Annotated in this window: 17 protein-coding genes and 1 riboswitch; of the genes, 15 read left to right on the forward strand and 2 right to left on the reverse strand. The window is 41.6% G+C overall.

The features are described from left to right. The first annotated feature begins 19 nt into the window (after positions 1-19). From miaA to GSF08_RS11695, 3 genes are all read left to right on the forward strand, one after another. Positions 20-925 (forward strand): tRNA (adenosine(37)-N6)-dimethylallyltransferase MiaA, encoded by a 906-nt coding sequence (miaA, locus tag GSF08_RS01990; RefSeq protein WP_160624199.1) that lies wholly within the window; start codon positions 20-22, stop codon positions 923-925. A gap of 143 nt (positions 926-1,068) precedes the next feature. Next, entirely contained in the window at positions 1,069-1,770 is a 702-nt protein-coding gene (locus GSF08_RS01995; protein WP_160624200.1) for a response regulator transcription factor, read from the forward strand. Next, positions 1,763-3,637, forward strand: coding sequence for a histidine kinase dimerization/phospho-acceptor domain-containing protein (locus tag GSF08_RS11695; RefSeq protein ID WP_160624201.1), 1,875 nt, complete (start codon positions 1,763-1,765; stop codon positions 3,635-3,637). The genes GSF08_RS01995 and GSF08_RS11695 overlap by 8 nt, the downstream gene beginning before the upstream one ends. Before the next feature lie 26 nt (positions 3,638-3,663). On the opposite strand, the gene GSF08_RS02005 is transcribed toward GSF08_RS11695, so the two are convergent. Further along, positions 3,664-5,565, reverse strand: a complete 1,902-nt coding sequence (locus GSF08_RS02005) for a transglycosylase domain-containing protein (protein ID WP_160624202.1) — start codon at positions 5,563-5,565, stop codon at positions 3,664-3,666. Between the two features lie 122 nt (positions 5,566-5,687). Between GSF08_RS02005 and GSF08_RS02010 the strand changes: the two genes are divergently transcribed. From GSF08_RS02010 to GSF08_RS02030, 5 genes are all read left to right on the forward strand, one after another. Next, a complete protein-coding gene (locus GSF08_RS02010) occupies positions 5,688-6,083 on the forward strand; it encodes a DUF1934 family protein (RefSeq protein ID WP_160624203.1) in 396 nt (131 codons plus the stop codon). A 94-nt stretch (positions 6,084-6,177) separates the two neighbouring features. Further along, positions 6,178-6,507 carry a DNA-directed RNA polymerase subunit delta gene (gene rpoE / locus GSF08_RS02015; protein WP_160624204.1) on the forward strand — a complete coding sequence of 110 codons (330 nt, stop codon included), beginning with the start codon at positions 6,178-6,180 and terminating at the stop codon, positions 6,505-6,507. Between the two features lie 205 nt (positions 6,508-6,712). Then, positions 6,713-7,579 (forward strand): class II fructose-1,6-bisphosphate aldolase, encoded by an 867-nt coding sequence (fba, locus tag GSF08_RS02020; protein ID WP_160624205.1) that lies wholly within the window; start codon positions 6,713-6,715, stop codon positions 7,577-7,579. Positions 7,580-7,772: 193 nt separating this feature from the next. Further along, positions 7,773-8,897 (forward strand): GGDEF domain-containing protein, encoded by a 1,125-nt coding sequence (locus GSF08_RS02025; protein ID WP_160624206.1) that lies wholly within the window; start codon positions 7,773-7,775, stop codon positions 8,895-8,897. A 98-nt stretch (positions 8,898-8,995) separates the two neighbouring features. Continuing rightward, complete coding sequence (locus GSF08_RS02030) at positions 8,996-9,940, forward strand: hypothetical protein (protein WP_160624207.1); 945 nt, start codon at positions 8,996-8,998, stop codon at positions 9,938-9,940. A 19-nt stretch (positions 9,941-9,959) separates the two neighbouring features. On the opposite strand, the gene GSF08_RS02035 is transcribed toward GSF08_RS02030, so the two are convergent. Then, positions 9,960-10,763, reverse strand: coding sequence for a hypothetical protein (locus GSF08_RS02035; RefSeq protein WP_160624208.1), 804 nt, complete (start codon positions 10,761-10,763; stop codon positions 9,960-9,962). Positions 10,764-11,021: 258 nt separating this feature from the next. On the opposite strand from GSF08_RS02035, the gene GSF08_RS02040 reads away from it, so the two are divergent. The 7 genes from GSF08_RS02040 to purB all read left to right on the forward strand — a co-directional run bounded on the left by GSF08_RS02040 (position 11,022) and on the right by purB (position 18,598). Next, positions 11,022-11,891: a methionyl aminopeptidase gene (locus tag GSF08_RS02040; protein ID WP_160624209.1), complete on the forward strand. Its 870-nt coding sequence runs from the start codon at positions 11,022-11,024 to the stop codon at positions 11,889-11,891. Between the two features lie 147 nt (positions 11,892-12,038). Further along, positions 12,039-12,338 carry a hypothetical protein gene (locus tag GSF08_RS02045; RefSeq protein ID WP_160624210.1) on the forward strand — a complete coding sequence of 100 codons (300 nt, stop codon included), beginning with the start codon at positions 12,039-12,041 and terminating at the stop codon, positions 12,336-12,338. A 72-nt stretch (positions 12,339-12,410) separates the two neighbouring features. Further along, positions 12,411-13,121, forward strand: coding sequence for a TIM44-like domain-containing protein (locus GSF08_RS02050; protein WP_160624211.1), 711 nt, complete (start codon positions 12,411-12,413; stop codon positions 13,119-13,121). Between the two features lie 340 nt (positions 13,122-13,461). Further along, on the forward strand, positions 13,462-14,169 hold the full coding sequence (locus tag GSF08_RS02055; RefSeq protein ID WP_160624212.1) for a LytR/AlgR family response regulator transcription factor: 708 nt from the start codon (positions 13,462-13,464) through the stop codon (positions 14,167-14,169). Next, the gene (locus GSF08_RS02060) at positions 14,162-15,496 is read left to right on the forward strand and encodes a sensor histidine kinase (RefSeq protein WP_249805893.1); all 1,335 of its coding nucleotides are present in this window, start codon (positions 14,162-14,164) and stop codon (positions 15,494-15,496) included. Before GSF08_RS02055 ends, GSF08_RS02060 begins: the two co-directional genes overlap by 8 nt. 402 nt (positions 15,497-15,898) lie before the next feature. Then, positions 15,899-15,998: riboswitch (purine riboswitch) on the forward strand. Between the two features lie 59 nt (positions 15,999-16,057). Next, entirely contained in the window at positions 16,058-17,293 is a 1,236-nt protein-coding gene (gene purD / locus GSF08_RS02065) for a phosphoribosylamine--glycine ligase (protein ID WP_160624214.1), read from the forward strand. A 9-nt stretch (positions 17,294-17,302) separates the two neighbouring features. Then, on the forward strand, positions 17,303-18,598 hold the full coding sequence (purB, locus tag GSF08_RS02070) for an adenylosuccinate lyase (RefSeq protein ID WP_160624215.1): 1,296 nt from the start codon (positions 17,303-17,305) through the stop codon (positions 18,596-18,598). Positions 18,599-18,605: the final 7 nt, after the last annotated feature.

Consider the following 18,605-nt stretch of genomic DNA (forward strand, 5'->3'; position numbering starts at 1 on the left):
CAAGAAATGGGGAATCGTTATGAAACCAAAAATTTTATCTGTTGTGGGCACCAACGCATCGGGAAAAAGTGATCTGGCGGTAAAGCTTGCTTTGCATTTTAACGGCGAAGTGATTTCCGCGGATTCACGGCAGCTTTACCGGGGACTGGATTTGGGTACTGGAAAGCTTACAATCGATGAAATGCAGGGCGTTCCTCATTATATGATCGATATTCTGGATGTGAATACGATGTATTCGGTTGTGGATTATCAAAGAGAAGTATATCGAATCATTGATGATATCTTGTCTCGAGGGAAACTGCCGATCATTGCCGGGGGTACCGGTCTTTATACACGTGCCGTAGTAAAGGGTTATACCTTTCGTGATGTACCGCAAAATGATGAACTGCGGGAACGGCTGGAAACCAAAACTACCGAGGAATTGTATGAAGAGCTGAAGAATATTTCTGAAGCAGCCGCAGCCCGCAATACCGCAAGCAACCGCAGACGCATTATTCGGGCATTGGAGAAATATTACACGATTGGTGAAGCAGGACTAGAAGAGGGATTTGAACCGCGCTATGAAGCGCTTCAGCTAGGTGTTACCTGGCCCAATGAAATTTTGCATAAGCGGATTGATGAACGGATGAAACGCCGTTTTGATCAGGGGATGCTGGAAGAGGTTAAGGAGCTTTTACGGCAGGGAGCAACCGGTGAATTTTTAGAAGCCTTGGGATTGGAATACCGTTATATATATCGTTATATCAGCGGTGATTATAAGACGAAGGATGAACTGTATGAAGCACTTGGAAGAGCGATCAAGCGCTTTGCGAAGCAGCAGAAAACATGGTTTCGTAAAGATCAGGATATTCATTGGCTGACAATGGATCAACAGCCGTTTGAAGAGGCAGTCAGGCTCGTTGAAAACTACCTGAGTGAATCGTAGGTCAACTGGTATACAAAAAGAAAAGGGCGTGATGCCCTTTTTCAATTCTTAATAATTCTGAAGAACGAGCTTAAAATTATGAAACATTCCCCATTTTCGATGTGGGTATTATATAATGAAGGTACATAAAGGGGTAAAAGACTATGGATGAAATCAAAATCTTAGTAGCAGATGACGATGAGGATATCCGAGATGTCATTGAAATTCTTTTAAACAGCGAAGGATATCAGGTATATAAGGCAAAGGATGGTCAGGAAGCATTGGAAATGATGAAGGAGAACACCTTTCGACTGGTGATACTGGACATTATGATGCCAGGGCTGAACGGTTATCAGGCATGCGTGGAAATTCGGAAATACAGCATGGCGCCGATTTTGTTTTTGAGTGCAAAATCACAGGATAGTGACAAAACCCTCTGCTTTTCCAGCGGCGGTGATGATTACATGTCAAAACCATTCTCATATAATGAACTAGTCTCTCGGGTAAAAGCACTGCTTCGCCGCTATATGGTATATAAGGGGGATGAGAATACGTCGGAACCTGCTGAAGCGCTGAAGGTCGATGGTGTAGTGATCGATGAACAAAAGCGGATCGTCACCGTTGACGATGCGGAAATTGATTTAACGGATATTGAATTCCAGCTATTGGTGCTGTTAGTGAAAAACCGCGGTCAGGTATTTTCTGCGGAACGTCTTTATGAAACCATCTGGAAAGAATCCTATTATTATTCTGCCAACAACACAGTTATGGTACATATGCGCAATCTTCGCAAGAAAATAGAAAAGGATCCTCAGAATCCGCAAATTATAAAAACGATTTGGGGCAAGGGCTATCGCTGTGATTAAGCGGCGCAGATTTGACATAACGGTACTGCTTCGAGTATATCTTGCGGCGATTCTCTTTTTGCTTTCATTCTTTATCATTTTTGCTTACCGTAAAAATGTATTGTCAATCCTCGTGGACAACGATATTGTTTCATTTCGCATCAGTGATGAAGTTGCGCAGAAAATCCAAAATGATCTGGGCGGTGAGGAATTTGATATTGATAATTTAAACTTTATCCAGAAAAGTATTGACAGTGTTGTTGGAGATTACACTTTCTCTATCTTTCAGATGAAAAATGAGCAGGATTATTTTTTAGCTTCTCATGGTATGGCACCGGATGAAATGTCTACAAAATTTTCTGATGTTTTAGAAATCAACTTTCTTGATGAAACAGTCAGAGTTGTGCTTTATCCAAAATTCACAGGATACAGCAGGCTTTATATTTTAGCAGATGCAGCCGTGTCGCTGCTGATATCTTTATTTTTCTACTATCTGATGCTTCTGGAAAAGAAACGGTGCATCCTTCGGCATATTTTTCAAAATATTCAGCAGCGGATGCGGTGGAAGCTGTTTCACAAGCTTTCGATGAAGCTTCTGATAGTAAATCTGTTGGCTGGGGTGTTTGCGTTTGGCATGTTCTTCTTTATGTATGAGAACCGTTACTCGTTTTTTGAATTTATAAGAGCAACTGAAATATCCGAACAGACAAACTATGATGAGATTCATCAGGAAATCACAAAAAAGGCGAAGAATCTTACTTTCTCAAAGAAAAATAAGAAAACCGCGGAAAAAATATTAGATCAATATACATCCAACTATTTTTACTGTTATATTTATGATAATAATGGTGATTATTTTGCCGGTAATTGGAATCGCGTTGGAAGCATTGAACGGCTGTTTACGCGAGGTACGGTCTATGATGTATCGGCTATATATGTACCTGAATATTACATGTACAGTGTGAACTTTTCTGGAGAAACAGGACAGCTGATGATTTATTCTTATCCGCTTATTCCCTATGTGACCCCATACCTTGTCGCAATTGTATTAATTGCAGTATCAATGTATTTAATTCCAGTAATGCGGTTTATGAATCGCAAGGTATTTGAAATCAAACGGCTTCAAAATGATATTCTGGTGTTGGCAAGCGGTGATTTAAGTCATGATATCAATCCGCAGGGGCGTGATGAAATCGCTCAGCTTGGTCAGGATCTGAATCAAATGCGCTTGATTCTGAGTGAAAATATCCGAAGTGAGGAAATGAGCCGTAAGAACAACAGTGAATTAATTACCAGCATGTCACATGATCTTCGTACTCCCCTGACCTCTTTAAAGGCGTATCTCGATATTCTGAAATATCGTAAGTACAAGGATGAAGCGCAGTATGAAAAATGTCTTGATCGGTGTATCCGAAAGGCTGAAGATATTAAAGAGATGAGTGATGCGATGTTTGAATATTCCTTAGTGTTTGAGCCGGATCATCGGGCACAGCTTGAAAACATCACCTTGGAAGAGCTGCTTCCGCTGCTGATTGACCAAATGGAGCAGCTGGAGATGAATCATTATCATATTCAATACCACTCCCCCGATAATACATGTCGGATGGAAATCGATATGCAGATGATGAAGCGTGTATTCAATAATATTTTTTCAAATATTATGAAATATGCGGATCAGGAACAGCCGATAGAAATTGATGTATTATGCCATGAGGAAACCATGGAAATGAGTTTTATCAATCATGTCCGTCAGGATCTCGATAAGGTGGAGCGAAATCATATCGGATTGAAAAGCACAGCGAAAATGATGTCGCTGATGAAGGGCAGGCTTGATATTACGGGTGAGGAACAGACGTTTATCTGTAAATTAACTTTCCCGATCTTATAAAAACGGACCGACAAATCGGTCCTTTTTTAATCGTCTTTTAGTTTTTCACTGCCGTCTTCATTGCCGCGGATAAACCAGTAGTTACTGCCGTCATTGGAAGGTTTTCCGGTAATCGGATTTACTTTCCGGCTAACGATGTTATCACTTGGCTGATACCAAACATTTTCTTTGCCTTGATTCAGTTCATCAAAAGTTTCCTGCCAGATATCCTTTGAGATATTGAAATCAGCTTTCGGGAGTGCTCGGTTATCATCATAACCGCTCCAGATCCCAACTGTATAATTGGGATTGAAGCCGACTACCAAAGCATCCCAATCACTGGTGCCGCTTTTTACCCCTGCCTGAGTATCAGGCTGATTACCGTACATGGTCGGGAAGGTATGAGCAACGTTTTTGTTGTCATAGGTTGCTGTCAGCATCTGATTCAATACGAGTGTCTCGTCACGGTCCAAAAGCCGTTTAGGCTTGCTGTCATGTTGATACAGCGATCTGCCCTGACCATCGGTAATGCTGGAGATAAAGGCCGGTTCTGTATACAATCCTTCCGAAGCGAAGGTATTATAAATTTTACTGAGCTGCAGAATTGACATATTAACGGTTCCAAGCGCCAGCGATGCCTCCGGCTTGGCATCCTTGATCCCAAAGGCATGAAGGGAATCCGCGAGAGTTTCCATGCCTAAGAAAATATGTGTTTTTACAGCGTAGATATTGTCGGATACGGATATTGCGTGAATCATTGATATTTTTTTATAGGGATACTTTTCAGCATAATTTTTTGGCGCGTAAGTATTTTTATCATCGATCTGAAAGGTAGTAGGTTCTGATAAGAAGGTGCTGGACGGAGCGAAGCCCTCTTTCAGAGCAGAGTAGTAAAGCAGCGGTTTGATGGTGGAAGCAACCTGCCGTTTAGAATCAATCGCCCGGTTATACTGTGACAGTGTATAATCCTTTCCGCCTGCCAACGCCATAACATTGCCGGTAAACGGCTGCATGACTACTCCGGATATCTCCAGTTCTGATTTCAGGGATACATGGTTACTGATCGACGTATTCAGGGTTGCCTGAACACTTGGATCATAATACGTATAAACATGAAGCTCCTTGCCTAAGTCAATATCATCACGCTGCTGAAGATCGTGAATGACGGCATCGATATAATACTCATCATTTCCGGCCTTTTCATGATCGGTGTGAACTGCCAGCTGCAGCGGTTCTTTTTCCGCCTGTTGCTTCTCTTTTTCAGTGATGACATCATTATTGACCATCACTTGCAGAATCAGCTGCTGACGCTTGATTGCGTTTTCCTTGGATAGATACGGGGAATAGATTGAAGGACCATTCGGTATTCCTACCAGCATAGCGGTTTCTGCAGTTGTCAATTTCGTCAAAGGTTTATCAAAGAAGTATTTCGCGGCATTGTTGACACCGTATACACCATGTCCGAAGTACAATGTATTAAGATAGCCCTCCAATATCTCTTCTTTGGAATACTGCATCTCCAGCCTGGCCGCATAGAGAAATTCCTCCACTTTCCTTGCCATTGTCTGCTCATTGGTTAGAAAAAGATTTTTGGCATACTGCTGGGTGATGGTACTGCCTCCTTCCAAGATATTGCCGGAAGTGATATTGCGTCCCATCGCCTGCACAATGCGGAGCGGATCAAAGCCTGCGTGATAATAAAAGCGTTTATCTTCAACACTTACAAACGCTTCCTGTACAGATTTTGGAATATCATCAATATTGGTCCAATGCATATTTTTTTTAAAGTTTGTTTCATATAGCACATTACCATTTACATCGTAAATAGTAATGCTTGATCGTTTTTCATGCAGCTCCAGTTTATCCATCCACGCATAGGTATATACCGCAACCAAAAGCGTCATGGCGATAAACAGAAACCAGAGGAAAAGTCTGCCGATTTTCTTCATAGCGTCACCTCGTTCTTATTTTGTTCAATTTATAGAAATTAACACAATTTATTAAAATATATGTATTTATAGTTGCAGTAAAAAAATATTCTGCTATAATGCTCATGATAAGTGGTGATAGGGTGCGTAAAAAGCTGATAGTCACAAGTACAGAACGCAGCAGCAATGTTAGAAATACTCTGTTTAACGGGATTGCAGAAGTTGTCGAAGATGGGGAGAACCGCAAAATCATCTATCGGGAAAGCGACGGCACTACCGAAGTAACATTTACTGCTCATTCCGACTTTGCCCATTTGAGGCGAAGCGGAGAAATGCTTACGCAGCTCCACTTTGATCAGAATACAACGCAGACAGTCGGTTCTGTCACCAATGAATTAGGGTACTTGGAACTGATCATTCAAACACAGACATATATCTGTACCCGGGATGTCATCGCGGTGGAATATGCGGTATTGAATGAAAATGAAGTAATCGAGTCATACCGACTTATATGGAAAATCAAAGATATAAGTGCTTAAATGAAATTTTTCGATTCTTTTTATGAGAACGGCATATGATATAGCGACGGTTTCTCAAAAGCAGAGAATGTTATGTGTAGGAGGAAATCTGATTATGAAAAAACCGATGGTTGATGTAGCATTTGATTTAATGTCTAAAAAGAAAAAACCGGTGACTTTTTTGAAAATTTGGGAAGAAGTATCTCAGGTATCCGGTTTGAATGAACAGCAGGCAGAAGATAATATCGCACAATTTTATACCGATATTTCACTTGATGAACGGTTTGTTCATATGCCGGAAAATAAATGGGATCTGCGTTCCCGTCATAAGTATGAGGAAGTGGTGGTTGATACAAATTCACTTTTGATCGATGAAGAGGAAGACGACACCACTTATACTGAAGAGGAAGAAGTGGCTCCAAAGGAAACAGCCGAAGAATTCTAAAGCCGTGCTAACGGCTTTTTTAGTGGTTAGGAAAAGAGTATTCACCGACATTTGAAAAGTAAGCGCTTAGATGAAAGCTTTTTGTCAGGGATTTCAGATATATTCCAGAATTCAGCTTTTATCGGGTAGAAAATACCCCTCTTACCTTTTCAAACGATGAAAAATGCAGTAAAATAAAAAGGTAAATAGAAGGAGGAATTTGGTTATGGCATTAGTATCAGCTACAGAAATGCTCAAGAAGGCAAGAGCCGGACACTACGCAGTAGGAGCATTCAACATTAACAACATGGAATGGACAAAAGCAATTCTGCTTGCGGCTGAAGAAGCAAAATCACCGGTAATGTTAGGTGTATCAGAAGGTGCAGGCAAATACATGTGCGGTTTCAAGACCGTAACTGCCATGGTAAAAGAAATCCACGATTATCTTGGTATCACGGTACCGGTTGCTCTGCACTTGGATCACGGTTCTTATGATGGAGCGAAGGCATGCATCGAAGCAGGATTTACTTCGGTTATGTTTGACGGATCTCACTATGATTTTGAAGAAAACATGGAAAAATCAAAAGAAATCATTGAATTTGCTCACGCACGCGGAATCTCTGTTGAATGTGAAGTTGGCGGCATCGGCGGTGAAGAAGACGGCGTTACTTCCATGGGTGAAGTTGCAGATCCAAATGAATGTGAAAAAATTGCGGCTCTGGGAGTTGACTTCCTGGCTGCCGGCATTGGCAACATCCACGGTAAATATCCGGCAAACTGGGCTGGACTGAACTTTGATGTATTAGGCAAAATTCAGGAGGTTACCAACGGACTGCCATTGGTACTGCACGGCGGTTCCGGTATTCCTGCTGATCAGATCGCAAAAGCCATTTCATTGGGCGTTTCCAAAATCAATGTAAATACAGAGCTGCAGCTTGAATTTGCGGCGGCTACCCGTAAATACATCGAAGCTGGAAAGGATAACGAAGGCAAAGGATACGATCCTCGTAAACTGCTGGCACCGGGTGCTGAAGCAATCAAAGCCAAAGTTATTGCGATGATGACAGAATTTGGTTCTAAAGATAAAGCTTAATTGAAAGTAGGTATGAAAAGCAGAATGCAGCTTGCTGTAAGCTGCTTTTTTCATGTTTAAGAGACGCAACATAAATTATCAATAAATAGAATATATATAAATATATAAAATAAATTAAGATTCTTTGTAGACGTAAATTATATTTATTTGTTATGATAATAACACGTGAAAATTCTGAGAAAGGAGGCAAATAATGAATCGTTCGTTACGCAGCGAAGCAGCGGCTTCCTATCAATCAATGAATCATCAGTGGCTGAAGTTTCACTATCGGATACTTCAGTTAAGCGTGATTGTCAGTGTTTTAGCGGAAATTGCGGTCTATATCATAGCGCGGCTTGGTCATTTCATCAGCGGCAGTGATCTGCATTACTGGCTTACCTATATTTTGATACCCGGTTTGATCGGTTTGATTCTGATTCATATCGGACGTACCGTGGTTCTCCATAAGAAACTGTCTGTCCGTCAAAAAGAATATTGTATGTCCTTTCTGTTTGTGCTGATAACCTTTAATTTGTCCTTTGTCCACAGCAGCTATGTAACGATTTTATTTGTATCCATCGTACCACTTTTGATGACGGTCATTTACGAACAGAAACGGCTTACCAGCGTAACGGCAGTATTCGGAATACTCCTTCAAATCATCAGTGCATTGGGGATCATGCTTCATGGAGATACCTTCACTTCCCTATACCTAATAAATCTTGTAATTATCATATTATGTACCTGCGCGTCCTGGGCTGTTGCCATAGCGATGATTCAGTTTGCTCGCATGAAGAAACAGATTATAATCAATCAGGATGTGGAACGAAAGATTCTTCGGCAGCGGATTCATTTGGATGAGCTGACCGGGGTTGGCAGCCGGCAGGCGATGCTTCAGCATTTGGAGATGCTGGCAAATGAACAGGAACAAGATTTCTTTATCGCGATGATCGACATTGATGAATTTAAGCATATCAATGATTGTTATGGACATCTGTATGGTGATCGTGTGCTTCATTGCTTTGGAGAATGTATGTGCGGTTTAGGAAAAACCTGTTATCCTTATCGGTTTGGCGGGGATGAGTTCTGTGTGCTGTTTATGGAATCTCACGCGGAAAGTGTGCGTCAGCTGCTGCAGCGGCTTCAAAAGGATTTCAGCCGGATGATGTGCAAAATAAACGATAATAGCTCGATTACCTTTAGCGCCGGATTTGCGAAACGGGAGTCGGATCAATCCATGATGGAGATCATCCATTTTGCGGATGTAGCGCTCTATGAATCAAAGAAACGCAGCCGCAGCGCGATCACTTTGTATGAAGGTAGGGCTGAATCGTTTTAGAAGTAATGGAAATGTGTTATTTTAAAGGGTCTAATTGATAATAAGACAAAAAACGTATATAATGAAAGCAATGTGAAAGGGATATAAGAGGTACGAGAATGAGAGACTTATTTGCACTGCTTTGCGTTCAGTTCGCAAAGCGAAATACGGCAAAACGGAAAGAGCGTTTCCTGGCATGGCTGGCCCATAGTGCACAGGATTTGGGATTTGAAGTTCACATCGACGAAAAGAAAAAGGGCAAGCTTGCTTCCCGTAATCTGCTGGTCGGTAATTTCACTAAATGTGAGAATATCGTCGTTACCGGATATGACACGCCGAGCAAGGTGATGATGCCCGGTTATACGTATTATCCGTTCAACTTCAAAAAAGATCATAAGCAGGAGATGATCGCACTGGCGATTCAGATGGCTTCTTCCATTTTTGTTATTTTCCTGTTTTATCTGCTGGTACGAGGTTTTAATGACTACAACATCTGGATGAAAGTCGCAGCGGTCATCGTCGGCGTAGCAATGATCATCGCCAGTTTCTTTTTGGGGAAGGGAATGGCGAATAAGTATAACTTTAATAAGAATACGTCGGCATTGTGTGTTGCGATTACATTGATGCAGGAAGCAGCTGCCGCTAAGGATAACCGCACGGCATTTATCTTCTGTGACAACGTGTCCGCATCCTTCTATGGCTATGCGCAAATTGCTGAGAATATGGAAAAAAAGCTGAAAGGCAAAAATATGATTATCATGGATTGTATCGCATCTGACGGCGATGTATTTATCGCACATAAAAAGGCCGATAAACAGCTTGCTGAAGGGCTTCAGAAGTATCTGCCGAAAAGTCGGCTGCTGGAGCGCCCTACCGATGTTCCGGGATGCATGCAATGGTTCAATAATCTGATGTATGTAACTAGCGGCACCGCGGATGAGCAACATGAAGTCAAGATTAAGAATACCCGCAGCCGCAAGGATGGCAAGCTGGAGATGGATCGATTGGAAGCGATTCACGATATGCTTGTCAAGTATCTAAAAATTGAAGCAGTAAAAAAATAAACCGTCGCTGACGGTTTTTTCATAAAGATAATTGATACTCTTTCTGAAACTTTTGAAAGAAATCATAGTATTCATAAAATTTATTTTCGTTATCAATCTCGTCACAGGGCTCTAGCCAAGTTTTATTTGTGATATCATACGCACAAACAGTACCGTCTGTGTAAGTTTCCTTCACTATTATTTGGTTAGCCCATTCCAGCGTAATCACACTGGACTCGTATTTAAAATCCATCTGCTTTTTCTTCAAATTAATACTCATCGTATTCGGGATCGGTGATTCGTCTTCATTATCTGTTTTAAAATGAATCTGATATTCATCTTTGCTTCTTTTAAAGCCAATGCGTTCAAGTTTTTGTTCGTCGGTCAATGATGCCACCTTGTCTAAATAAGCGCGTAGTTCATGTTTTGCGAACATATAAAATTGCTTTTCCGTAAGATTCAGTTTTTTTAGGGTGTTTTTATATTGCTTCTTCAATTTCTTTAGTGCTGCTAAATCATGATCATAACAAAAATTTCCGGTTTCTTGTTTACGGAAATTGTATATACAGCCCGATAAACCATTCGCATATCCTTTGTTGGTGGAAGGAGAATAAAGCACATTCCCCTTGATTACACCCATAACTCTTTTTGAATTATAAAACAATTCCATATTCTCAGATTCAAAGGATAAAATATCAATATCCTTTTCTCGATCTCGATGATATACCATTTTGAATCCCTCTGCCTTGAATTTTCGCTTGATTTCAGGGTATGCCATCGTATTGTTAGAGGCACATCCGGCAGTTAAAAAACAGAGAATAAGCAATATTATTATTTTTTTCATATTTATTCCTCTGGTATGATCATAGCATAAAGAAAGAAAAAGCGGAATCCCCAGAAAGGATCCGCTTCTCACAGCCTCTCGGCCGTTTTGGAATACATGTTCATGACTCTCTCATAGTTGTGAATATGTAATACCATTTCCATTATATGAAAGCGTTTCAATGAAGTCAATTATCATTTTGAAAAGATGCAAAAAAGTTTCTATGTGAGTTTCCAAAGAAAAGGTGCTATACTGATACATGCATTGGAGGGTATGATTATGGATATAAAAAGAAACAGTAAATGCTGGTGCGGCAGTGGATTGAAATATAAAAACTGTCATGAAGCATTTGATGAAAAATATGAAATGTATCGCGCTAAAGGTAATAAAATGCCACCTAAGGAATTGATCAAAAGCAAACAGGATATTCAGGGTATCAAGAAAAGTGCGGTCATTAACGATGGGGTGCTTGACCTGGTAGCTTCTAAAATTCATGCGGGCATGAGCACCGAAGACATTGATAAACTGGTTTATGACTATACGGTAGGACATGGGGCTATTCCGGCGCCATTAAACTACGGCGGCTTTCCTAAGAGTGTGTGTACATCAGTCAATGATGAAGTATGTCACGGTATTCCGGATGCGTCTGTCATCTTAGAAGAAGGGGATATTGTCAATGTGGATGTATCAACTATATTTCATGGTTATTACAGCGATGCTTCACGAATGTTTATGATCGGTGAAGTTAGCGAAGAAGCAAAAAAGCTGGTTGAGGTAACCAAATCGTGTTTGGAAATCGGTATTCAGGCAATTAAGCCATGGGGGTATCTCGGCGATATCGGCGCGGCCATCCATACCCATGCGAAAAAGTATGGATACAGCGTGGTGCGTGATTTTGCCGGTCACGGCGTGGGTAATGAGTTCCATGAAGATCCGATCGTTTCTCATGTAGGTGTTGCGGGCACCGGTATGATGTTGGTGCCGGGTATGGTGATTACCGTAGAGCCGATGATCAATATCGGTGGTTATGAGTTATTTGTCGATGCGGATAACGGCTGGACCGCTTATACGGAGGATGGTTCTTTATCCGCACAGTGGGAACATACCGTTTTGATTACCGAACACGGGGTCGAGATACTTGCAAAATAAGACAAAAATATTCTTCAACTGTCGGAATTTGTATAAAACAGAAATTTGTAATGCCTTACATATTCAATATGCTTTGGATATCCAATGAAAAATCTGTGAAAGTAAAGGATCCATGGTATAATATGAATAAGAAGGTGAGGTAAAAACATGGAAAAGTTTACAGTTGAGGAATATGAAAATCGTCTACAGGCCGAAAAGGTCGAAGCCCATAATAAACAATGGCTCTACATTGAAGTCAATGCGAAAGACTTCATGGAAGCATCCGAGCCTGGGGTGAAAAATTTACAGTCCTGCTGTAAAGCCATGCTGAATCAAATGCTGGAGGGGGACGGCTTTATCGTTGAACCAAAAAATAAAAGCAAATGTGCAGCGGCACTGACAATTCGTTATTATGTTGATAATTTGAGTCCGGAACGCCGAAAGTACAGTGAAGCAATGCAGGCATAAATCCACGAAAGTGGATTTTTTAAAACAGCGATGATTGATGTGCTATGATCATTTAGGAAAAAGAGGATAGTTATGAGAAAGAAAAAAATTCTGCGAAATTGGAAACAAATTGTATGTTTGGTATGTATTTGTTTCCTGCTGTCAGCTGAATTAATAAAAGCAGAAGATTACAGTGATGAATATCGATCTTATGATGGTCAAACGAGCTTTCAGTCAGAAAAAATGGCCATGGCACTTATCATTATTCTGCCGATCGGCGCCGGCATGTTTATTTATTTCAGTCAGAATCGTGACAAGGAAACGGATGATGTGCCGATATTAACGGTAATAAAAACCGATGATAATAGTATTGTATCCGAAATACAAAGCGTTGATCCTTCTTTTTTTGAAGAAGAGTTTAAGCAATTCGCCGCAAAACGGATTCTTCGGCTTCAAAAAGCATTGAGTGAAAAAGATTTTAATACGCTGAAGTATCTGAATACGGAGCTGCAGTATCTCAGTCAAAAAGAGCTGCTGGAAAATATGCAGGATCGCACCGTCTATATGGAGTTTCAAAAAATGAATGGCATGACGATTGATGGATTTCATCGCAGTCTGGGATATGATACGATTACGCTGATCTGCTATATGAGTTTGATCGAGTATACGAAGAATGCGGAAGGTACTGTCATCAGCGGGTCAACCAGCAGGCAGATCAACATACCTACGAAGTTGAATTTCTGCGTCCCTTGGGAAAACCTTTGGCAGGGTTGGAAAACTGTCCAAACTGCGGAGCGCCCTTGAATATCGATGAAGCGGGAAAATGTGCCTATTGTCATACCACCTTGGTAAAAAAGCACCTTGATTGGATGATAAATCGTTATGAAATACGATAAGTGAGAAAGTAGTAACAAAAAAATCACAAGTTTATACATTATCATGATATAGGGATGTGTGAGATTACCGTTACTCAAAAACGCAGAAAAGAGTGATGATTACTCCGACCACGATGTAAAGAAAGCAAAGCCTTATGTTTTAGACTCATGAGGCGTGGTCTCCCTAACCTACCCGTTAAAGATACTTCGGTATCTTTTTTTCTGGCTTCATTTACGGTACAATAGATACACAAAAGGGAGGTGAAGCAATGGAAATTTTGCTGTGTGACGATGATGAGCTTTTTTTATCGCGGCTTCAAACCCTTGTCACTGAATATTTTGGACGTATTGATCATCAGACAAATGTATATACCCTGCTGGGAGGCAAAGGATATGAGAAAGCGTTAACGGAACATTTCTATCATTACCTATTTCTGGACATCGACATGCCGATCCACGGGTATACGATTGCCGAGTTTGCGCAGAAGAACAGTGAGAAAACCCGAATCATATTTATTACCAGTCACAGCAACCTCGTCTTTGACACCTTCCATTTTTCACCATACTATTTTATCCGCAAGGAATGTCTCGACGAAGATTTAACCAAGCTTATTGAGAAGGTTCATAAATCCATCGTGAGCAGTGAAGCGGTCTATACCTTTTTGAAGCCAACCAAAGTGCTGCGGGTCAACATCAATGAGATCATGTTCATCGAAAGCTACCGCAATTACATCACCATTCGTACCGAGAAAGCAAAGTATCAGGATCGTAATACGATTCAAGCGGTAATGGAAGATCCGAAGTTCCGTCGATTTTTAGTGCCGATCAAAGGCATGATGGTCAATTATGACTACGTTGACAATATTTATCATGATGAATTAACACTGAAAAATCATAATGTCTTTCACATCAGCCGAACGCGGAAAACGGAGCTGATGAAGAAGTATATGATGCTTCTGGGTGAAGAAGATGAATGAGCTGGAAAGTCTGATTATCGCCCTTTGTTTTCCGATTGTGGAAAATATCATCGTGGTCGAGTTTCTATACCGTTATTATGAGCATCGCGACCTGGCACAACAAATGATTGTCACGGCGGTATTGGCGGTGGAACAGATTTTTGTCGATCAGCTGCTGGGATACAGCGGATTTTTCTCAGTAATCCCGATTCTGACGCTGTTTGTGGTTACTGTTGTAAATCTGCATATACCGATCAAGCAGGCCATCGCGGCAGTGCTCTTGCCGTTTGTTTTGGTAGCGATCATGAATACCGGCGTGCTGGTCACCGCTTCATGGCTGACTCAGACCAATCTGGAGATCATCACCAAATATCCGAATTTTTTACAGGCCATTGGTATCTTCTGTATATCCAAGACGTTATTGATTATCTGTATGGCAATCGTTATCAGCCGCCACCGGCATCAGCGCCTCAGTATCTGGTTTTCTCAAGGACGCGGTTATTTCATCCTGCCCCTTTTGAGTATTTTGATAACCGTATTCATCCTGTCGATGTTTATGGAAAATCCGGTTCAGGGACCAACCTTTTTGGTTGCCGGCGGCATTATCGTCTCATTGATCTTTCTGAATGTCGTATTCTATTATTATATGCGAAAGTTTTTCGAAGAACAGCAGGCGAATCAGAAGCTGATGTTTAACCAGAAAAAGTATGAGCTCCAAGTTGAGAACAGTCGGGAAATTAATGATCATATACAGGAAATTCGGATGTTTCGTCACGAGTATAAACGGATTTTAATGGTTATTAATCAGTATGTGAAAAATGGTCAAAAGGAAGAAATTGAAAAGCTGATTCAGGAAAATCTGACTGATCTTGAGTATATACCGGCAATGATTCAGACCAATAACAGTATTTTGAATTTTGTCATCAATCACAAGCTGGAGGAAGCCGCCAAACGCCATATCGATTGTAAGCTGGTGGTACAAACCGCTTTGATGTATATCGCTGATTCTGATCTTTCCTCGCTCTTCGGCAATCTTTTGGATAATGCAATCGAAGCGGCGGAAAAAACCGAGGAAAAATATATCAAGCTGACGATCACGCAGAAAAAACAGATGGATATCATTTATCTGCGAAACAGTATTCATGAAAGTGTCATTCATGTGATTGAGAAGATGCAGACAACGAAGCCGGATAAAGAACTGCACGGCATAGGCATTAAAAAAATCAAAGAAGTTGTGGAACGCTACGGCGGTGAAATTTATTATTATGAAGAAGGAATGCGGCTGGTTGCGCAAATAGCCTTTCACCGCGACAGTGATGACGAAGAAGATGAGGGGCGAGGAATTTAATACAACTCGTCCCTAAAAATGACATCTTGTCCCTAACCGGTTGAAACATCTTCAAATATTTCGTATAAACAGGTTAGATAATTTCAAGCAGAAATTATCTAGTGGGCTGAAACAGTGATATCCGTTAATTCTGTCTAATTTCCCTTTCATAACATAATTAAAAAACACAACGGACACTGCTTCAAAAACGCATACTGAAAGCTCAATGTGGAGGGCCTTCAGATATGCACGTCAGATAGGATCGTTCATCTTGTACGACATCTTGTCTAAATCCTCTGTAATCCATCATCTTATAAAATTTTAACCCTTTAAAAAAGACTCCAACTACCCCTTGGAGTCTTTTTTATGGCAGAGCTTTGTAAATTTGGAATTGTCATTGTAAAAGTGATTACAATCAAGTAAAATAAGTACGTACAGAATCCTTGTATAAGGTCATAATCGGTTGACACGTTTCTACTCACCGACCGTAAATCGGTGAACTACAAGGGATTTTTGCGGTTAAGTACGTGAAATATCCTTTTTGACTTTCACGTTTTTTTATTTTCATAGCAGGAGGTAATTATGAAAGTATTGGTAATCGGTAAAGGCGGGCGCGAGCATGCGATTGCGCATGCGGCCTATCGCAGTCCCCAAGTGGATCAGGTGTATGCAGCACCCGGCAATGTTGGCATGGAGAATATTGCACGATGTGTAGCGATCAGCGACAGTGACATCGCAGGTCTGGTTGCGTTTGCGAAAAAAGAAGCGATCGATTTGACGATCGTAGGACCGGAATCATCACTGTCACTTGGCGTTGTGGATGCGTTTACGGAGGCGGGACTGCTTGCTTTCGGCCCGACCAAGGATGCGGCGCAGGTGGAGTCAAGCAAAGATTTCGCTAAAAAAATCATGATGAAATATCAGATTCCGACAGCAGCTTATCAAACTTTCCGTGATTATGACTGCGCTTATGCCTATGTTATGGCGCAGGGTGCTCCGATCGTTATCAAAGAGGATGGGTTGAAAGCCGGCAAGGGCGTAACCGTAGCAAAGACGATCGAAGAGGCTGAGGAAGCACTGAAAATTGCCTTTGAGATTCCCAATAATCAGGTGGTTATCGAAGAATGTTTGGTAGGCTTTGAATTTTCTTTGATCTGTTTTGTCAATGGTACGACGGTGATTCCGATGGAAATAGCCCAGGATCATAAATGTGCCTATGATGGAGATACCGGGCCTAATACCGGCGGTATGGGCGTCTATTCACCGGTGAAGCGCATCACGCCTGCTATTATTGAGGATACCATGAATCAGGTAATGCGTCCGATGGCCGAAGCGATGGTCGAGGAAGGTCACAGCTTTACGGGGTTCTTATACGGCGGTTTAATGCTTACCGATGACGGTGTAAAAACGATTGAATTTAACGCACGTTTTGGTGATCCGGAAGCAGAGGTCATCCTGCCGCGCTTGAAAACTGATTTTATTTCGATTATTCAGGCCGTTATGAATCATCAGGAAATCACGTTGGAATGGGATGATCAGGTAACTCTGGGAGTGGTAATGGCCAGTACGAATTATCCGGCATCCTCCACCAAAGGTGCCCTGATCGAAGGAGTAGAGAATGTTGACAGCATGGTTTACTACATGGGAGCGAAGCGTCATAATGCTCAGCTGGTGACAGACGGCGGCCGTGTGCTCATTGTGGTGGCAAAGGCGGATACCTTAGCGGCAGCTTATGAGAAGGCCTATGAGGATGTTCATAAGATACATTGTAAACATTTATTTTACCGAAATGATATCGGTAAGAAAGATATGGAGTAGGAGGCATTTATGATCGATCGTTATGCAAGAAAAGAAATGCAGGCTATATGGAGTGAGGAAAATCGTTTTCAGGCTTGGCTGAAAGTAGAGTTGCTGGCATGTGAAGCATGGTCCATGCTCGGCGAGATTCCCAAAGAAGATGTGAAAAAATTGTGGGAGCGCGCCGACTTTGACATCGACCGAATTTATGAAATTGAGCAGGAAACACATCACGATGTAGTGGCATTTACCAGAGCTGTTTCAGAAACACTGGGCGAAGAAAAGAAATGGGTGCATTTCGGCTTAACCAGTACCGATGTGGTAGATACCGCTTACGGCTATTTATACAAACAGGCGAATGAACTGTTATTGAAAGATTTAAAGCGATTTATCGAAATTTTGAAGAAACAGGCACTCCGTTATAAAGATACGATCATGATGGGGCGCACCCATGGTGTACATGCGGAAATTACGACCTTCGGCTTGAAATTTGCCTTATGGTATGATGAGATGCAGCGTAATCTGCATCGGTTCAAAGAAGCCGCATCGGTGATCGAGGCGGGAAAGATTTCCGGCGCAGTCGGTACCTTTGCGAATACACCTCCATATGTCCAGGATTATGTATGTGAGAAGCTAGGAATCACCAGTTCGAATATATCGACGCAGACGCTGCAGCGTGACCGTCATGCACAGTATTTTTCCACACTGGCACTGATTGCGACCTCGATTGAAAAGATGGCAACCGAAATCCGCCATTTACAGCGTACCGAAGTACGGGAGGTAGAAGAACGTTTCCGCAAGGGGCAAAAAGGTTCCAGCGCGATGCCGCATAAACGCAATCCGATCGGGTCGGAAAATATGTGCGGATGTGCCCGGGTGATGCGCGGGTATATGATGACCAGCTATGAGGATGTGGCGCTGTGGCATGAGCGGGATATTTCTCACTCCAGTGCGGAACGGATCATCGCACCGGATGCGACTGAGCTGTTGGATTACATGTTGAACCGTTTTGCCAACATCCTGGAGAATTTAACTGTTTTTGAGGATAACATGCTGGCAAATGTTTATAAAACCTATGGGGTGATTTTCTCTCAGCGCTTTATGCTGAAGCTGATCGAAAAAGGCTTGTCACGTGAGGAAGCATACGATTTGGTACAGCCGAATGCGATTCGTTCGTGGGAAGAAAAAACTGATTTTAAAGGTCTTATGGAAGCGAACGAGACAGTCCGCGCCAAGTTAACTCAAGAAGAAATAGACGACTGTTTTAATCCAATGCATCATGTGAAAAATGTCGATGAAATATTTCATCGCGTTCATATATTATAGGAGGAAC

This window comes from Copranaerobaculum intestinale, from assembly GCF_009831105.1.
Lineage (GTDB): Bacteria > Bacillota_I > Bacilli_A > Erysipelotrichales > Erysipelotrichaceae > Copranaerobaculum > Copranaerobaculum intestinale.